This is a genomic window from Bacillus sp. V2I10, from assembly GCF_030817055.1.
GTDB lineage: Bacteria > Bacillota > Bacilli > Bacillales > Bacillaceae > Bacillus_P.
In genome coordinates, this window is the sequence record NZ_JAUSYV010000001.1 from 2,200,913 (window position 1) to 2,214,663 (window position 13,751).

Here is a 13,751-nt window from a genome sequence, read left to right on the forward strand (position 1 = left end):
AAAAAACTATTTGCAATTATTGGTTATACGAGTCATGGCAAAAAAAAGTTTCAGGTTTCTAGAGAACCATTCATACATTTTATAATATGATGGGAAAAAGGCAAAAAATCAAGTAAAATAGCAATATACGCTAGACAAAGGGGTTTAGGCAATGAGCACGAAAACGTTAAAACACCATCTTCTGCCGCGTTCAGCTGCTGTTTTCGAAAAAATGAAAGAGGATAAAGCCGCTGCAGATAAGGTAAAAGAGCTTATTTATAAAGTTCATAAAGAGACAAAGCACATTGCGTTTACCGGTCACTTTTCTGCCGGTAAATCAACAATGATCAATTTGATCCTTGAAGAAGCTATTCTGCCGACAAGTCCGATTCCGACCAGTGCTAATGTGGTGCTGCTTCAAAAAGGGGACAAGTCGGTCATTTTGCATGACAACAACGGGAATCTGCTGAAATTGAACGGAGAATATTCCATTCAGCAAGTGAAAGATTACTGTAAGCAGGGCGAAGAAATTTTGAAAGTCGAGATCAGCGATTCTTATCAGGCTCTGCCTGAAAACGTGATAATAATGGATACGCCCGGCATTGATTCAACAGATGCCGCTCACCGGATGGCAACAGAATCAACCTTGCATCTTGCAGATCTGATTTTCTATGTTACAGACTATAACCATGTGCAATCTGAAGAGAATGTGACTTTTATTAGTGAAATGATACATAAAGGCAAAAATGTATACCTGATTGTGAATCAAATTGATAAACATAGAGAGGAAGAAGTTTCTTTTTCTTATTTTAGATCACAGATCGAAATGACATTTGGAGGAGCAGGTCTTTCTAAAAACCATATCTTTTATACATCTTTAGTAGATCATGAAAATACACATAATCAGCTTCAGACAGTAAAAAAGCTCATTCGTGAGACAATCGCCGAAGATCATCTTGTTATCCAGAATGCCCAATCCACTTTGAAATCATTAGTAATTGAATTTTTGAAGTGGAAAGAGGACGATCTGGAGATAAAAGACATCAAGGCAGATGAATTAATTCAGCAATTAGAATCAGTGCAAGTAAACAAAGAGGCATCTGCTTCAGCACTTCAAAGCCTGTTGGATAAAGTGAACAGCGCAGTCTTTGATATGAAGGAACAGCTTCAGTATATCCTTAAAAATGCGAATTTGATTCCATTTGAAACAAGATCCAAGGCGGAGCGATTTATTGCAGCTGCACAGCCCGGATTTAAGGTCGGCCTGCTCTTCTCTAAAGTGAAAACTCTTGAAGAGCGGCAAAAGCGCGAGTCTGACCTATTTGAAGAAATGACACGTCACTTGGAGTCGCAAATTACGTGGCATTTGTCTGAACTTTTAAAGAAAAAAAGTGCTGAATATGACATTCATGATCCAGTTATCTTAAATGACATTCAATCGTTTGATGTAAAGATACAGCCACAGCTGCTGCAGGATTCAATCCATAAAGGTGCAACAGTCAATTCGCAATATACGCTGACCTATTCTAACGATTTAAGCGAGGCTGTCAAAAAAGAGTGCAAACAGCAGGCCCTGCCTCTTATCGAAGAGATTGAACGCCATCTGAAGAATCAGAGTGCAGATCAGATAAAAGCCCTTGAACAAGAAGTTGACGAAGCGAACAAACAGCTTGAAGAATTGAATGAGACCTATCACAGCATGATTTCATTTGAACAAGTGAAAAATGATTTAATTGAACTGATGGATCGGCAAAGCTTTCCAGACATCAATATTACGGAGTGGATGCAGAAGCACCCTATGAAGGAGCCTGTTGAAGGGGTACTTGAGACTCATAAACCCGTTTCTGCCTTGAGCGATGAGCTCACAGAAGAACAGCCAAAACATGATCACCATCTCGATCAGGGTTTCTTTTCAAAGCAGATTGAAAGGGCTTCAGATGCCATGCGGGATATTCCCGGTTTTCACATGCTGTCAGCTTCTCTCTTAGAGAAGGCACAATCGCTTCAAAATAAAACATTTACCGTTGCTTTATTCGGTGCTTTCAGTGCAGGAAAGTCGTCATTTGCCAATGCGCTTCTCGGCGAAAAGCTTTTGCCTTCTTCTCCAACGCCTACAACGGCGACAATCAACAAAATTGTGCCTGTGACAGCGGATAAGCCGCACGGTTTAATTGAAGTGAAGTTTAAATCAGAAGAAGCATTTTTGAAGGAAATTGCCGATTTATTTTCGATAGAAGCAGAATCGGTTCATTCAGCTCTTTCAAAACTCGAGAAGCTAGAAGGATGGAATGAGAGGCTGAAATCACTTCTCCCGCTCTACACTCATGCTCTAAAACATTTCCCTTCAATCAGCGGAACGGTAAGAGCAGTTGAGAGAGAGGAATACAAAGAGTTTGTCGCTAATGAAGAAAAAGCTTGCACAGTTGAGGAGGTCATCATCTATTTTGACAGCCCCCTTACTCGAAATGGCATTACGATTGTTGATACACCGGGTGCAGACTCCTTTAACTCAAGGCATACAGAAGTAGCCTTTGATTACATTAAAAATGCGGATGCCATTTTATTTGTTACGTATTATAATCATCCTTTTTCCAAAGGAGACCGTGAATTTCTGAAACAGCTTGGACGCGTGAAAGATACATTTACAATGGATAAGATGTTCTTTGTCATCAACGCCATTGATCTTGCAGAGAGCAAGGAAGAAATTGAGATGGTAAAAGAGTATATTACGGGGCAGCTGCTTTCCCATGAGATCCGCCATCCGCGTCTTTACGGCATATCAAGTTTGATGGAGCTTGAAAAAACGTCAGACCCTGCTTTATCTGAATTCACTCAGTTCCAAGATGATTTTATGCACTTTATTAATAACGATTTATCAGCTTCGATGATTATGTCCGCCAAAGTAGAGCTGTCTATAGCAAAGCAGCAATTGGAATCGATCCTGAACGCTGCAGATGATGATCAGGAGAAGAGAAAGCATGAACTTCAGAGACTTTCATCCGAACGTGCCGAGATTATATCCAAGCTTCGTACAGATGAACACCAGCTTGAGCAAAATCAGGTTCTGCAGGAAATTAAAGAACAGCTCTTTTATGTCAAACAGCGGACGATGCTGAGGTTTTCGGACTTATTTAAAGAAGCCTTTCATCCGGGAGCTTTTGCAGGATCCTCTAAGCAAACAAAAGAAATCCTTGAGAACTGCCTGCAGGACCTGCTTGTATCGCTGCAATTTCATGTTCTCCAAGAACTGCAGGCAACGACACTAAGGCTTGAAAAGTACAGCCGCAAGCTGCTTGAGAATGTGTTTAAGCGTCATTCCAAGGAGATGGCATTGACTAATAACGAGCTCCGGACATCTTTGCCGGAATTCACCAAGTTTCATACACCTAAGCTGCAAGCTGCATTAAAAGACATAAAATCAGCGGAAATCCGTCAGCCGTTGAAAAAATTCAAAAACACGAAATCCTTTTTTGAAAAAAATGAAAAGAAAACCATGAGTGACGAGCTGCAGGGAAAACTCGACACGCCGATAACGGATATCTTATCAGCTCACGAGGATCAGTTTGGCGCGTATTATCTTGAGCAGTTCATGAATGAATGCAGCCTGCTGCTTGAGAACCTTGCCAATCAGGCAGAGAATTATTACGAGGCTCTTTTATCTGCTTATACAAACAATGATTTAACCCTGCATCAAAAAGGAAATCAGACTCTAAAGCAAATTATGATGGAGCTTGAAAGCGATGAACAGTAAACAATATCAGGTTTGTGCCGCGTGTACTCATTTTCAAAGCTTCCGCAGCGGCGGAAAAATGATGTACCGCTGCGGCCGGCTCGGTTTTGAAACAAAACCGGATTATTCTTTCGATTGCTGGACACCGACTGAAAAAGTCCTAAACCTGATGAAAAAAAGAGGAGACTTGCCCAATGACAAACGTACATGAAGAAATTTCAGCTCACAGTAAAAAACAGCACGCGATTGTTTCCGCATTTCTGGCGTTAGAAGAAAAAAGAGAAGCGCTTATTGAACAGGCCGTTCAGCAATGCAGACACTCACAGCCATTCTCTGTTGGCGGCATTAATGCAGTTACAGCTGATATCAATGAACTCGCTAAACAGGGCATCATACCGACAAGAAAACTTGTCTCGGAAGAAATGGTCCGTGAGTTTGTACAGCGAAAATACGCTGTAGATAACCAATAACTTCTGCGTGTAATCAGACCCGCTTAACGGAAATCCTAAGACTAGCACAACTGAAAAGAGGTGTTACAAATGGGCAGAACGAAAAGCGGAAATGCAAATGCACAGCGCAACAACAATGCTAAAAAGAAAAATGGCTTTAACGAAGAATTCGCTTCTTATGCAGAAACAGAAGTGAAAAAAATGAACAGCAAAAAGAACCAGGAGTCTAAGTAATTATCAAAAGACAGAAGGCCTTCACAAATGGTGAGGGTCTTTTTCATGTTTTTCCCTTTCAGTCTGGCCCACTTATTATGATATGATAGAGGTACTTGATTTTTTTTAGATAGGAGACTTGATAATAGATGAAAAATAAACAGCAATTATTGATAGTAGATGGCATGGCGCTCCTTTTTAGAGCTTTTTATGCAACATCTGTATACGGCAATTTTATGATCAACAGCAAAGGGGTGCCTACGAATGCATTGAACGGATTTTTAAAGCATTTACTGGCATCTATTAAACATTTTAACCCGAGTCATGTGATTTGCTGCTGGGATATGGGAAGCAAAACGTACCGTTCAGAATTGTTTGACCACTATAAAGCAAACCGTCCCGAAGCTCCTGTTGAAATGCTTCCTCAGTTTGATTTGGCTAAAGAAGTTGTTGAAGCTTTAAACATACCGAATGTTGGACTTGCAGGCTATGAGGCAGATGATTGCATCGGCACACTTGCGAAACTTTACGGGGGGGAGATGAATGTCTCCATTTTGACAGGTGACCGTGATCTGCTGCAGTTATTAACGGAGGATGTACAGGTTGTCCTTATGCAAAAAGGAATCGGGCAGTATAAAATTTATACTCACGACTTTTTCACAGAAGAAACAGGCATTCTTCCCGCTCATCTTATCGATGTAAAAGGATTAATGGGAGACAGCAGCGATAACTATCCTGGCGTTCGCGGGATTGGAGAAAAAACCGCATATAAACTGATTGCGAAATACAAGTCCATTGAAGGCCTGCTCAGCAGCTTAGAAGAGCTGACTAAAGCTCAGCGATCTAAGATTGAACAGGATCTTGAAATGCTTCATTTATCAAGGAAACTTGCTGAAATTACGTGTGATGTTCCAGTAGAGTGCCCGCTTAATGAAGCCCTTCTGAACGTTGAGCATAACCGTGCTGTTCAGATGATTGAAGAAATGGAACTCAGAGGGCTGCACACGTTTTTATCAGATGCCCTGGCAGTGAGAGAGGCAATGTGACCTCTCCTTTTTTGATTAATTGCTCTAATTCCTTTATGATTCAAAGTATAAGATTGGAGTGGCGATCATGAAGAAAGCATTGATTATCGGAGCAACCGGTTTGATTGGAAAAGAATTGCTCAGTCTCCTGCTTGCATCTAAGCAGTACTCAGAAGTGAAGACGATTACAAGAAAGCCTTTAACCCATGAAAATGCCAAACATAAAAATACATTTATAACCGATTTTGATCATTTATCTAAGTATAGCAGTGAATTTGCCGTAGATGAATTGTTTATTTGTTTAGGTACCACAATGAAGCAAGCAAAATCCAAGGAAGCGTTTTATAAAGTGGATTTTGAATATGCAGTAGAAGCAGCCCGTCTGGCCAAACAGCAAGGTGTTAATAAAGTCCTTGCCGTCTCAGCTATCGGAGCCGATTGCGATTCACTGTTTTACTATAATCGAGTAAAAGGACAGATGGAGGACGCCTTAAGGAACCTCGGGATCCCCACGGTTATCCTGTTCAGGCCGTCTCTGCTGCTTGGTGACAGGGAAGAATTTCGTTTCGGAGAAAAGATAGGTGTATGGATGGCTAAAAGTCTTGGGTTTCTTTTTATCGGAAAATTAAAAATAATGAAACCGATCCATGCAAAAACAGTTGCAAAAGCAATGGTTAAAGAAGCGCAAAATAAAGATCCGCTCGTTATCACTTTTCAATCAGATGAAATTCATGAAATAGGTTATTACTAAGGCGAAATGGTATAGAAATTTTTTTATCCATCAGCTAAAATTGGGATGGATGAAACTTTACACCTAAGGCGGGGTCTGCTTGCTACATACGAAACAGTCGGTTACAGATTATTTGCTGCATTTAAAAGATAAAGGATTTCTGCTAAAGGAAGATGCTCTTGGCTTTATCGAATTCGGCAAACATTACACAGGTGCCGAGGACGAGCTGGTCATTGCTGCGATTGAGCTGACATTAAAAGCACAGAAGGAATTTGACGGCTCATTTTTTGTCTCCCTTCTTGAAAGGCTGACAAAAGAAAAGGCAAAAAACCGCACACAGGCAGTTCTTGTGGCACAAAAACTGAATTTGATCTAATTAGAAAAGCGGAAGCGCCTTTGTCAGCGCAGGCATGGCAGTTAAGGCTCCGACGGAAAAGTCCGGTTTTGGCTTTTTTGGAGAGCCGTTCTGACGAAGGAGTAGGCGCTTTCACTTGCCATCAAAGTATATAATTTTATAATTGCGTTTAATAAAAAAATCTCGGGGATCCCGGGATTTTTATATGGTAAGAGATTCTTCTGTGCTATTTTGTTTCCATTCAGCTGTAAGCATGGCTGCCAAAATAAGCAGAGAGCCGATCATGCCGTATACTGTCAGCCGCTCTCCTATGAATATAAAAGCGGTTAATGCAGCGAACACTGGCTCCGAGGCATAAATGAGTGCAACTCTTGATGCTGTTGTGTACTGCTGAAGCTTTGTTTGAACGAAAAAGGCGAATGCAGTTGCAAATAGGGCGGTAATGATAAGGGCAAACAGAACTTCAAATGTAAACATGCTGCTGAAATTCTCTTTCATATTTCCAGCTTCAAATATCCCGGATGCTAGAAAACTCAGGATAGAAACCGTTGCAAGCTGAACGATTGTCAGCATCCAAGCATCATGACTGCTGGAAAACCTCCCTGTAAAGATAATATGCAAAGCAAACGCAGCGGCGCAGAAGAGAACAAGCAAATCTCCTATATTTAGTGAAGAGAAATCACTCAGGGTTAAAAGGTACAAGCCTGCTGTTCCAAGGCCTGCTGCAAAATAAACGGTTTTTCTGGCGCGTTCCCTAAGAAGCCAGATGGACAAGAGGGGAACGATCATCACACTTAAACCAGTAATAAATCCAGCTTTTGAAGAGGTCGTATATAACAATCCGACAGTCTGAAAGGCATATCCTAAAAACAAAAAGACGCCAAGCGATATTCCGGCAAGCAATGTGTCTTTTGAAAGTCGAAAGTGGGTTACTCTTAAACTAATCATAGTCAGTATAATGGCTGCAGCAAAAAAACGAACGCCATTAAAAAAGTGGGGCGGCATAAAGTGAATGGCTTTTTGGACAATCACAAAAGTAGATCCCCATATAAAAGCAACGAATAGGAGGCTGAGATCGGCAACTGAAGATTTTTTCAGCTTCATCATTATGTATCTCCATTCAGCCGAATGGCAGTTCGTGATAGTTGATCCGCTACACTGTTTTGTTTACTCGGAATCCATTTAATAAAAAACAGCTCAAATCTATTTTTTAAGTTTAAAACCTTCTCGAGCAGCGGGACGAAAGCTGGATTTTTTACATATTCTTTTTCAACAGCACGTTCAACAAGCTGTGAATCCGTTCTGACTGAAATAATCGTAAATCCTTTCTCAAGACAAATTTCCAGGCTTTTTATAAGAGCATGGTATTCTGCTTCATGATTCGTCATGATGCCAAGAGGGACTGAGATCTGTTCCCCGTTTCCGTGCCCTTTAATGAAAATGCCGGCTCCTGAAGGCCCAGGATCTCCTGCACTTGCACCGTCTACATATACTTCGATCAACTATGTCTTCAACTCCTTACTCATTGGGTTTCATTTTTTCAGCTAATCCCATATCATGATATTCCCCATCGTTGCGGTCTTTCTCAAAGCAACCGTTGAAAACCCAATCCAGACAAGCAATCCGCTTGTGCTGGATAGTTTATAAAACAAAAGAACAATGATAAAATTGATTAACGCAAAACCAGCCATAAGCTTTCATTTGGGATACAGTCTGTTTCCTTGCTTATATATTTAGTCAAGCTCCTTTCGTTTAGGCTTTTTTTGATAACACAGCAAGCGCCTTGGTTAATTATCGAATATGATTATAGCACAGTGAATACATTTGATGGTATGAGCAAAACTATTGCATATATAGCTCAGCCGATTAGGAGTGGAACAGGTGAAATATCTAATACACTGGATGTACATCAGCCCGAAAAAAAAGAACTTACTTTTTACATCTGATAACGAAACAGACCTTGATTCAGCCATTCTGATTGGTGATGATCTCGAAAAAACCGGCAGGGTGAAATCAATAGAATTTATTGATACACGCGGCACGGCATGGTCGCTTAAAGAATTAAAGAAATTAAAATTGGAAGTCGTGCATGAGCCTGTCGACGTTGAAGCTTATTTTGACGGCAACTACAATAAACAAACAAAAGAAGCAGGTCTTGGCGCTGTGATCTACTATACAATAAACGAGAAAAGAACAAGAATGAGATTCAGTGCAAAAGCAGATGGTGCAGATTCCAATAACGAAGCAGAATACATGGCTGTTTACTTTATGGTGCAAAAACTTGATGAGCTCGGCGTACGTTATCAGGACGTAACTTTCAAAGGAGATTCGCAAGTTGTGCTCAACCAGCTGTCCGGAGAGTGGCCCGTCTATGAAGAAGCTTACACCCGCTGGCTTGATAAAATTGAAGCAGCCCTTAAAAAAATGAAAGTGCGTCCAATATGCATGCCAATTGCTCGAAAAGAAAATGAAGAAGCGGATAAGCTTGCAGGACAAGGATTAAAAGGAATGACTATTGCAAGTGAATGGAAGCTTGACAGCGATTGATGGAGATGAATGAATTGGAGAAAAAACAAGTTGTTTGTGAAATCGACCAGCTGCTTGACACCTATTGTACGGATTGCTTATTAAAGAAGCATTTTCGCAAGGAATACGGGAAAAAGTATGCTCATTCTTTCTGTATTGAAGAATGCACGGTCGGTCAAAAAATAAAAGAATACGGCAAGAAGCTGACATGAAAATCCGCTGACATCTAAATTCAGCGGATTTTTATATGCTTACTATTGTTTTGCCTCGTTTAGCTGGTGCTCACATTGCAGAAGAAGTTCATTCTGATTGCTGAGAAAGTCCTGGTCAACTCCTGTATCCCCTGCAGTCTGATAGATAGCTTTTGCATCCTGAAGTGCTTTTTCCGCGTTTTGAATCGCCTCAGGATCCATGCTCATCGTTGCAGATCCTGTCATTTTTTGTGCTGCTGCTACAGCCATTTCTAATTGTTTTAGATTATTGAAGCCGCTGATAAGGCCTGTATGATTTATCTGGTCCATGTTAGTCACCTCCACTTATTTATCATTCGACACCTTTCTTAAAATATACATCGGAAAAATGAGTCTAAAGAAACAAAAAGAATTTTCAGAATAAATAAATATTCGTTAAAAAGAAGGGGTTTCGTTCCTTATAACAGAATTATGTAGAATATAAATTGAATCTTTTAGACTAGATGGACGATTGTGGAAGGAGGGAGAGAGCATTTCATGAGAAGCAGGGTCAGCATAAATGAAAATGTTAAAAATGCATTTTATGAGATATATGGAGATTTGGACATGCTGCTGTTTATGGCGAAGAACGGAAATGTTTTTAATCAGTTTGAAGTAAGCAGAATCGAAAAAAAGCTTAAACAGAATATAAAGGCAGTGGAATACTTAATGATCAGCCAGGATTTCACGAAAGAAAGAGGCTGAGATAACTCAGCCTCTTTCTTGCATCGTATATGATCAAATATAATGTACGTTTGTAATTATAATTTCACAACGTTAGCAGCTTGTGGTCCACGGTTTCCTTCAACGATTTCAAAAGAAACTTCCTGGCCTTCTTCTAAAGACTTGTAGCCGTCTCCCTCGATAGCTGAGAAATGTACAAATACATCGTCTCCGCCTTCAACCTCGATAAAACCGAAACCTTTTTCGTTGTTGAACCATTTTACTTTACCGTTTTGCATAGTACTTTATCCTCCTAATACTGTAGCACAAGGTGTAGCTACCTGGAAATATTTATCATACAGCGAATATGTATGCGCAACCATTGTTTGTTAAAACAATGATTCACTGACTATTAGCTAAATGATGATTTTAATATACACTATTGAAAATTTGTCGTCAAGTTACCTATAGCTTTTTATTGAAATTTCAGATATTTTAAATATAAGGTGGAATAACTTGTAAAGGGATGTGGAAAACGTGTACAAAACAAGCATTGGAGATAAGCAGGTTATTTTTAAAAAAGACCGTAAAATGAGTGACGAGCGTTTTCTGCTAGCATGCCGTCAGCTTGAGGCACTTGAGTCCTTGCTGGATTTTGAGCGCGAACGGCTCATTCTGATTAAAGATCCGCTCCAAAATACAATTATTATTGAAAAAAAGAGCACAGAAACATGCACTATTTATCTTCACAGCTACATTCTGCACGATGAAATCATAAAGCTTGCATAACTCCAAAAAACAGTTTTCTTTTATCCTAAAACGATTATAATATTGTTTGTTAACAATTTGAGAGGGGAAGTAAGCAATGGTACAAAAAACATTTGAAATTACAAGTGAATCTGGAATCCATGCACGTCCGGCAACTTCATTAGTAAATGCAGTCAACTCATTCATAGCTGATGTGAATTTAGAAGCAAACGGCCGTAAAGTAAACTTAAAATCAATCATGGGCGTCATGTCTCTTGGCATATCAAAAGGCACAACAATTGTGGTATCAGCAGAAGGCAGCGATGAAAAAGACGCCATTGAGGCTGTAGAGCGTGTGATCATAGCAGAACAATTAGGTGCTTAAGCCTTGCCGAAAATCTCCTTGAACAGGGAGATTTTTTTTATTTCATGGGGGATGATAAATATGAATGGAGGCGAGCTAATGAACTGGAAAAAGGATAAATCATCTTATCTGGGCAGTGAAGAAACGTCGTGGGCGAACGAAAAAATCAATGAAGCCTTTTTTGACAATGACGAAAAGATGCAAATACCGCTGTATATGAATAATGAAACAGCCGCTGTTACAATTGACAGAGGCAGAAATGATGAAGCTGAATTTGATGAGGAAGACTAAAAAATTGCAGGCTGTTGTCTGCAGTTTTTTTGTTGTATGAAGCAGAAAAAGCACCATACTGAAAAAAAGTGCATCAAAGCGTGTGAATGGAGCAGAAAAAGCGCCACACTGAAGAAAAAAGTGTACAAAGCGTGTGAATGGAGCAGAAAAACAGAAAAAGCGCCACACTGAAGAAAAAAGTGCAACAAAGCGGTGAATGAAGCAGAAAAAGCACCTTACTGTAGAAAAAAGTGCAACAAAGCGGTGAATGGAACAGAAAAAGTGCCTTACTGTAGAAAAAGTAGACTTGGGTAGTTATATATGGAAGTAATTGGATTAATGGTCATAGAACGGTTCGAACGGAAAGAAACCGTTTATGAGATGTCACAAAAAAATTAAGTTGAGCGGTCAAAACCAAATTGAGTGAGGGATCAAAGGCAACATCTACCTTTTATAAAAAAACCAGCTGCTCATGCAGCCGGCTAGGAAATTTACTTCTCTGAAGTCTTTGATTTTTGATCTTTATTTCGTTTGTTTCCTTTGCTGTTATCGCCAGAAATGATTTCTTGGCCGAATTCTTCCTGAAAGTGTCCCTTTCTAGGGGAGTTGCCGTTTTCGCTGCCTTTGTTAAATTTCTTTGTCATAATGATGACCTCCTAAAATGGTGGTAATGAATCAAGGTTATTTGCTTTATTGTGATCCGGATTGCTTCGTATATACATCTCTCCGTCTTTTCCTTTAAAGGTATTTACACCCTCAATCGCACCTTTGTCGATTTCCATCAGTGCTTCTTGATAGGAGAGCGTTCTTCCTGCTGATGTTTTGAATGAGACGAGATCTCCGTCTCCATTTTTCTGTGCAGCAACAAAAGATTCTTTTTCCATCTTCAGCACTCCTTTCATTCATAGTGTTCAACCATTTATATCAATTATTCCTCAGAAAAGGATTTCCGCTGATTTTCTAGAAATAGTAGAAGATGATAAGATATGGAGCTGATTGAAAAATGAAGAATACATATAATTGGGAAAAAGAAGCTGAAAAGAAGTGGGATGAACGTGCTGCATTCTGGAATAAAGGAAGCAAGGAGATGTGGGACTCTGGAAGCAGAAGTTCCATTGTGTCTTTTTTTACGAAGTATGTGAAACCGGAAGCAGAAGTGATTGATATTGGCTGCGGAGACGGATATGGGTCTTTTTTATTGATGAAAGAGGGGCTGAAGGTTACGGGAGTAGATCTTTCTCCTGAGATGATTAAGCTCGCTAAGAAGCATGAAGAAGAGGGAAAGCTTACATTTATTCAAGCGAATATGATGGAGCTTCCTTTTGAGGATGAAAAAGCAGATGCTCTGCTTACGATTAATTGTATAGAGTGGACGGAGAATCCATTAGCTGCATTAAACGAATTGAAACGTGCCGTCAAAACGAATGGCTATTTGTGCATTGCTATTCTAGGACCCACAGCCCATCCGCGGACGAACAGTTTTGACAGACTTTATGGGAAGCCTGTCATCTGCAACACCATGATGCCGTGGGAATTCGAAAAATTGGCCATTGAGAACGGATGGGAACTGGCGGGAAGTCAGGGAGTTTACAAACGAGGAGTAACGGAAGAGATGACCCGCGTCCTATCATCAGAATTAAAACAGTCCCTTTCATTTTTATGGCTGTTTATGCTTCAAAAGAAAGAAGGAGAGATCAAATGAATCGATATTCTATTGAAGAGTTTGTTGAAAAGACTGAGCAGCAGGATAAAGGACAGGGCTTATTTGAACTTGAGACAGAGAGACTGCTGGAAATCAATTTAAATGGACAGATTTGGGCGAAATCTGGAGCAATGGTTTCTTACCGGGGGCAAATTAAATATGAACGGGAAGGCATACTTGAGCATGGGATCGGCAAGATGTTCAAAAAAGCGTTTACTGGAGAGGGCACCTCATTAATGAAGGCGACTGGAAATGGAAAGCTGTATTTAGCGGATCAAGGGAAAAAGATTTCGATTTTGAACCTTAATGGGGAAAAATTATATGTAAATGGTAATGATTTGCTTGCATTTGAACCATCTATTTCGTGGGATATTAAAATGATGAGAAAAATTGCAGGCATGCTCTCAGGCGGTTTATTTAATGTGAAGCTTGAAGGAAGAGGGCTAATTGCCATTACCTCTCATTATGAGCCATTAACACTGATTGTGAAGCCGGGTGATCCGGTTTTTACGGATCCAAATGCAACTGTCGCATGGTCCGGCAGTTTAACTCCAGAATTTGTAACAGATATCTCTTTGAAAACCATATTAGGCCGCGGCAGCGGAGAGTCCATACAAATGAAATTTGAAGGAGAAGGCTTTGTAATTGTCCAGCCTTTTGAAGAGGTGTATTTTAGAGAAACGACAAGCTGACGGGAGAAATGCTTTGTTCATTCTTTTCTCCTCTCCTCTCCTTAAAAATCATGGAAGCTATGGTATAATAGGGATA

At 40.0% G+C, this 13,751-nt stretch carries 21 protein-coding genes and 1 pseudogene; 15 read left to right on the forward strand and 7 right to left on the reverse strand.

Annotated features, from left to right (window positions below):
- The first annotated feature begins 151 nt into the window (after nt 1-151).
- The 7 genes from QFZ72_RS11225 to QFZ72_RS11255 all read left to right on the forward strand — a co-directional run bounded on the left by QFZ72_RS11225 (nt 152) and on the right by QFZ72_RS11255 (nt 6,502).
- Nucleotides 152-3,730 (forward strand): dynamin family protein, encoded by a 3,579-nt coding sequence (locus QFZ72_RS11225; RefSeq protein ID WP_307433163.1) that lies wholly within the window; start codon nt 152-154, stop codon nt 3,728-3,730.
- Nucleotides 3,720-3,920, forward strand: coding sequence for a hypothetical protein (locus tag QFZ72_RS11230; RefSeq protein ID WP_252201190.1), 201 nt, complete (start codon nt 3,720-3,722; stop codon nt 3,918-3,920). Before QFZ72_RS11225 ends, QFZ72_RS11230 begins: the two co-directional genes overlap by 11 nt.
- Nucleotides 3,904-4,179 carry a DUF2533 family protein gene (locus QFZ72_RS11235; RefSeq protein ID WP_307433166.1) on the forward strand — a complete coding sequence of 92 codons (276 nt, stop codon included), beginning with the start codon at nt 3,904-3,906 and terminating at the stop codon, nt 4,177-4,179. Before QFZ72_RS11230 ends, QFZ72_RS11235 begins: the two co-directional genes overlap by 17 nt.
- A gap of 69 nt (nt 4,180-4,248) precedes the next feature.
- A complete protein-coding gene (locus QFZ72_RS11240) occupies nt 4,249-4,392 on the forward strand; it encodes a hypothetical protein (RefSeq protein ID WP_223436135.1) in 144 nt (47 codons plus the stop codon).
- A gap of 128 nt (nt 4,393-4,520) precedes the next feature.
- Complete coding sequence (locus QFZ72_RS11245) at nt 4,521-5,417, forward strand: 5'-3' exonuclease (protein WP_307433171.1); 897 nt, start codon at nt 4,521-4,523, stop codon at nt 5,415-5,417.
- A 67-nt stretch (nt 5,418-5,484) separates the two neighbouring features.
- Nucleotides 5,485-6,147 (forward strand): oxidoreductase, encoded by a 663-nt coding sequence (locus tag QFZ72_RS11250; RefSeq protein ID WP_307433174.1) that lies wholly within the window; start codon nt 5,485-5,487, stop codon nt 6,145-6,147.
- A gap of 79 nt (nt 6,148-6,226) precedes the next feature.
- Nucleotides 6,227-6,502, forward strand: a complete 276-nt coding sequence (locus QFZ72_RS11255; RefSeq protein WP_307433176.1) for a DUF6123 family protein — start codon at nt 6,227-6,229, stop codon at nt 6,500-6,502.
- 180 nt (nt 6,503-6,682) lie between these two features.
- Here QFZ72_RS11255 and QFZ72_RS11260 read toward each other — a convergent pair whose 3' ends face one another.
- From QFZ72_RS11260 to QFZ72_RS11270, 3 genes and pseudogenes are all read right to left on the reverse strand, one after another.
- Complete coding sequence (locus QFZ72_RS11260) at nt 6,683-7,585, reverse strand: DMT family transporter (RefSeq protein WP_307433178.1); 903 nt, start codon at nt 7,583-7,585, stop codon at nt 6,683-6,685.
- 2 nt (nt 7,586-7,587) lie between these two features.
- Nucleotides 7,588-7,983 (reverse strand): reverse transcriptase-like protein, encoded by a 396-nt coding sequence (locus tag QFZ72_RS11265; RefSeq protein ID WP_307433180.1) that lies wholly within the window; start codon nt 7,981-7,983, stop codon nt 7,588-7,590.
- A 54-nt stretch (nt 7,984-8,037) separates the two neighbouring features.
- Nucleotides 8,038-8,189 (reverse strand): annotated as a pseudogene (locus QFZ72_RS11270) (queuosine precursor transporter); the annotation flags it as partial.
- Nucleotides 8,190-8,362: 173 nt separating this feature from the next.
- Here QFZ72_RS11270 and QFZ72_RS11275 point away from each other — a divergent pair.
- Together QFZ72_RS11275 and QFZ72_RS11280 are read left to right on the forward strand one after the other, a co-directional pair.
- Nucleotides 8,363-9,028 (forward strand): reverse transcriptase-like protein, encoded by a 666-nt coding sequence (locus QFZ72_RS11275; protein WP_307433183.1) that lies wholly within the window; start codon nt 8,363-8,365, stop codon nt 9,026-9,028.
- Between the two features lie 5 nt (nt 9,029-9,033).
- Nucleotides 9,034-9,219: a zinc-finger domain-containing protein gene (locus QFZ72_RS11280; RefSeq protein ID WP_373464682.1), complete on the forward strand. Its 186-nt coding sequence runs from the start codon at nt 9,034-9,036 to the stop codon at nt 9,217-9,219.
- A gap of 42 nt (nt 9,220-9,261) precedes the next feature.
- Here QFZ72_RS11280 and QFZ72_RS11285 read toward each other — a convergent pair whose 3' ends face one another.
- Nucleotides 9,262-9,528 (reverse strand): DUF2564 family protein, encoded by a 267-nt coding sequence (locus QFZ72_RS11285; protein ID WP_223436123.1) that lies wholly within the window; start codon nt 9,526-9,528, stop codon nt 9,262-9,264.
- Between the two features lie 207 nt (nt 9,529-9,735).
- On the opposite strand from QFZ72_RS11285, the gene QFZ72_RS11290 reads away from it, so the two are divergent.
- Nucleotides 9,736-9,942, forward strand: coding sequence for a hypothetical protein (locus tag QFZ72_RS11290; RefSeq protein WP_307433187.1), 207 nt, complete (start codon nt 9,736-9,738; stop codon nt 9,940-9,942).
- A 56-nt stretch (nt 9,943-9,998) separates the two neighbouring features.
- On the opposite strand, the gene cspD is transcribed toward QFZ72_RS11290, so the two are convergent.
- Nucleotides 9,999-10,199 carry a cold-shock protein CspD gene (gene cspD, locus QFZ72_RS11295; RefSeq protein WP_029280415.1) on the reverse strand — a complete coding sequence of 67 codons (201 nt, stop codon included), beginning with the start codon at nt 10,197-10,199 and terminating at the stop codon, nt 9,999-10,001.
- A gap of 238 nt (nt 10,200-10,437) precedes the next feature.
- Between cspD and QFZ72_RS11300 the strand changes: the two genes are divergently transcribed.
- The 3 genes from QFZ72_RS11300 to QFZ72_RS11310 all read left to right on the forward strand — a co-directional run bounded on the left by QFZ72_RS11300 (nt 10,438) and on the right by QFZ72_RS11310 (nt 11,302).
- The gene (locus tag QFZ72_RS11300) at nt 10,438-10,689 is read left to right on the forward strand and encodes a hypothetical protein (protein ID WP_307433198.1); all 252 of its coding nucleotides are present in this window, start codon (nt 10,438-10,440) and stop codon (nt 10,687-10,689) included.
- 76 nt (nt 10,690-10,765) lie between these two features.
- Nucleotides 10,766-11,032, forward strand: a complete 267-nt coding sequence (locus QFZ72_RS11305; RefSeq protein ID WP_252201172.1) for a phosphocarrier protein HPr — start codon at nt 10,766-10,768, stop codon at nt 11,030-11,032.
- 78 nt (nt 11,033-11,110) lie between these two features.
- The gene (locus QFZ72_RS11310; protein WP_307433200.1) at nt 11,111-11,302 is read left to right on the forward strand and encodes a hypothetical protein; all 192 of its coding nucleotides are present in this window, start codon (nt 11,111-11,113) and stop codon (nt 11,300-11,302) included.
- Between the two features lie 470 nt (nt 11,303-11,772).
- Here the strand turns inward: QFZ72_RS11310 and QFZ72_RS11315 are convergent, their stop codons facing one another.
- Together QFZ72_RS11315 and QFZ72_RS11320 are read right to left on the reverse strand one after the other, a co-directional pair.
- Nucleotides 11,773-11,925 (reverse strand): hypothetical protein, encoded by a 153-nt coding sequence (locus tag QFZ72_RS11315; RefSeq protein WP_252201168.1) that lies wholly within the window; start codon nt 11,923-11,925, stop codon nt 11,773-11,775.
- A 12-nt stretch (nt 11,926-11,937) separates the two neighbouring features.
- The gene (locus QFZ72_RS11320) at nt 11,938-12,165 is read right to left on the reverse strand and encodes a DUF3892 domain-containing protein (RefSeq protein WP_252201167.1); all 228 of its coding nucleotides are present in this window, start codon (nt 12,163-12,165) and stop codon (nt 11,938-11,940) included.
- Nucleotides 12,166-12,284: 119 nt separating this feature from the next.
- On the opposite strand from QFZ72_RS11320, the gene QFZ72_RS11325 reads away from it, so the two are divergent.
- Nucleotides 12,285-12,983 carry a class I SAM-dependent methyltransferase gene (locus tag QFZ72_RS11325; RefSeq protein WP_307433205.1) on the forward strand — a complete coding sequence of 233 codons (699 nt, stop codon included), beginning with the start codon at nt 12,285-12,287 and terminating at the stop codon, nt 12,981-12,983.
- On the forward strand, nt 12,980-13,675 hold the full coding sequence (locus QFZ72_RS11330; RefSeq protein ID WP_307433208.1) for an AIM24 family protein: 696 nt from the start codon (nt 12,980-12,982) through the stop codon (nt 13,673-13,675). The genes QFZ72_RS11325 and QFZ72_RS11330 overlap by 4 nt, the downstream gene beginning before the upstream one ends.
- Nucleotides 13,676-13,751 lie beyond the last annotated feature (76 nt).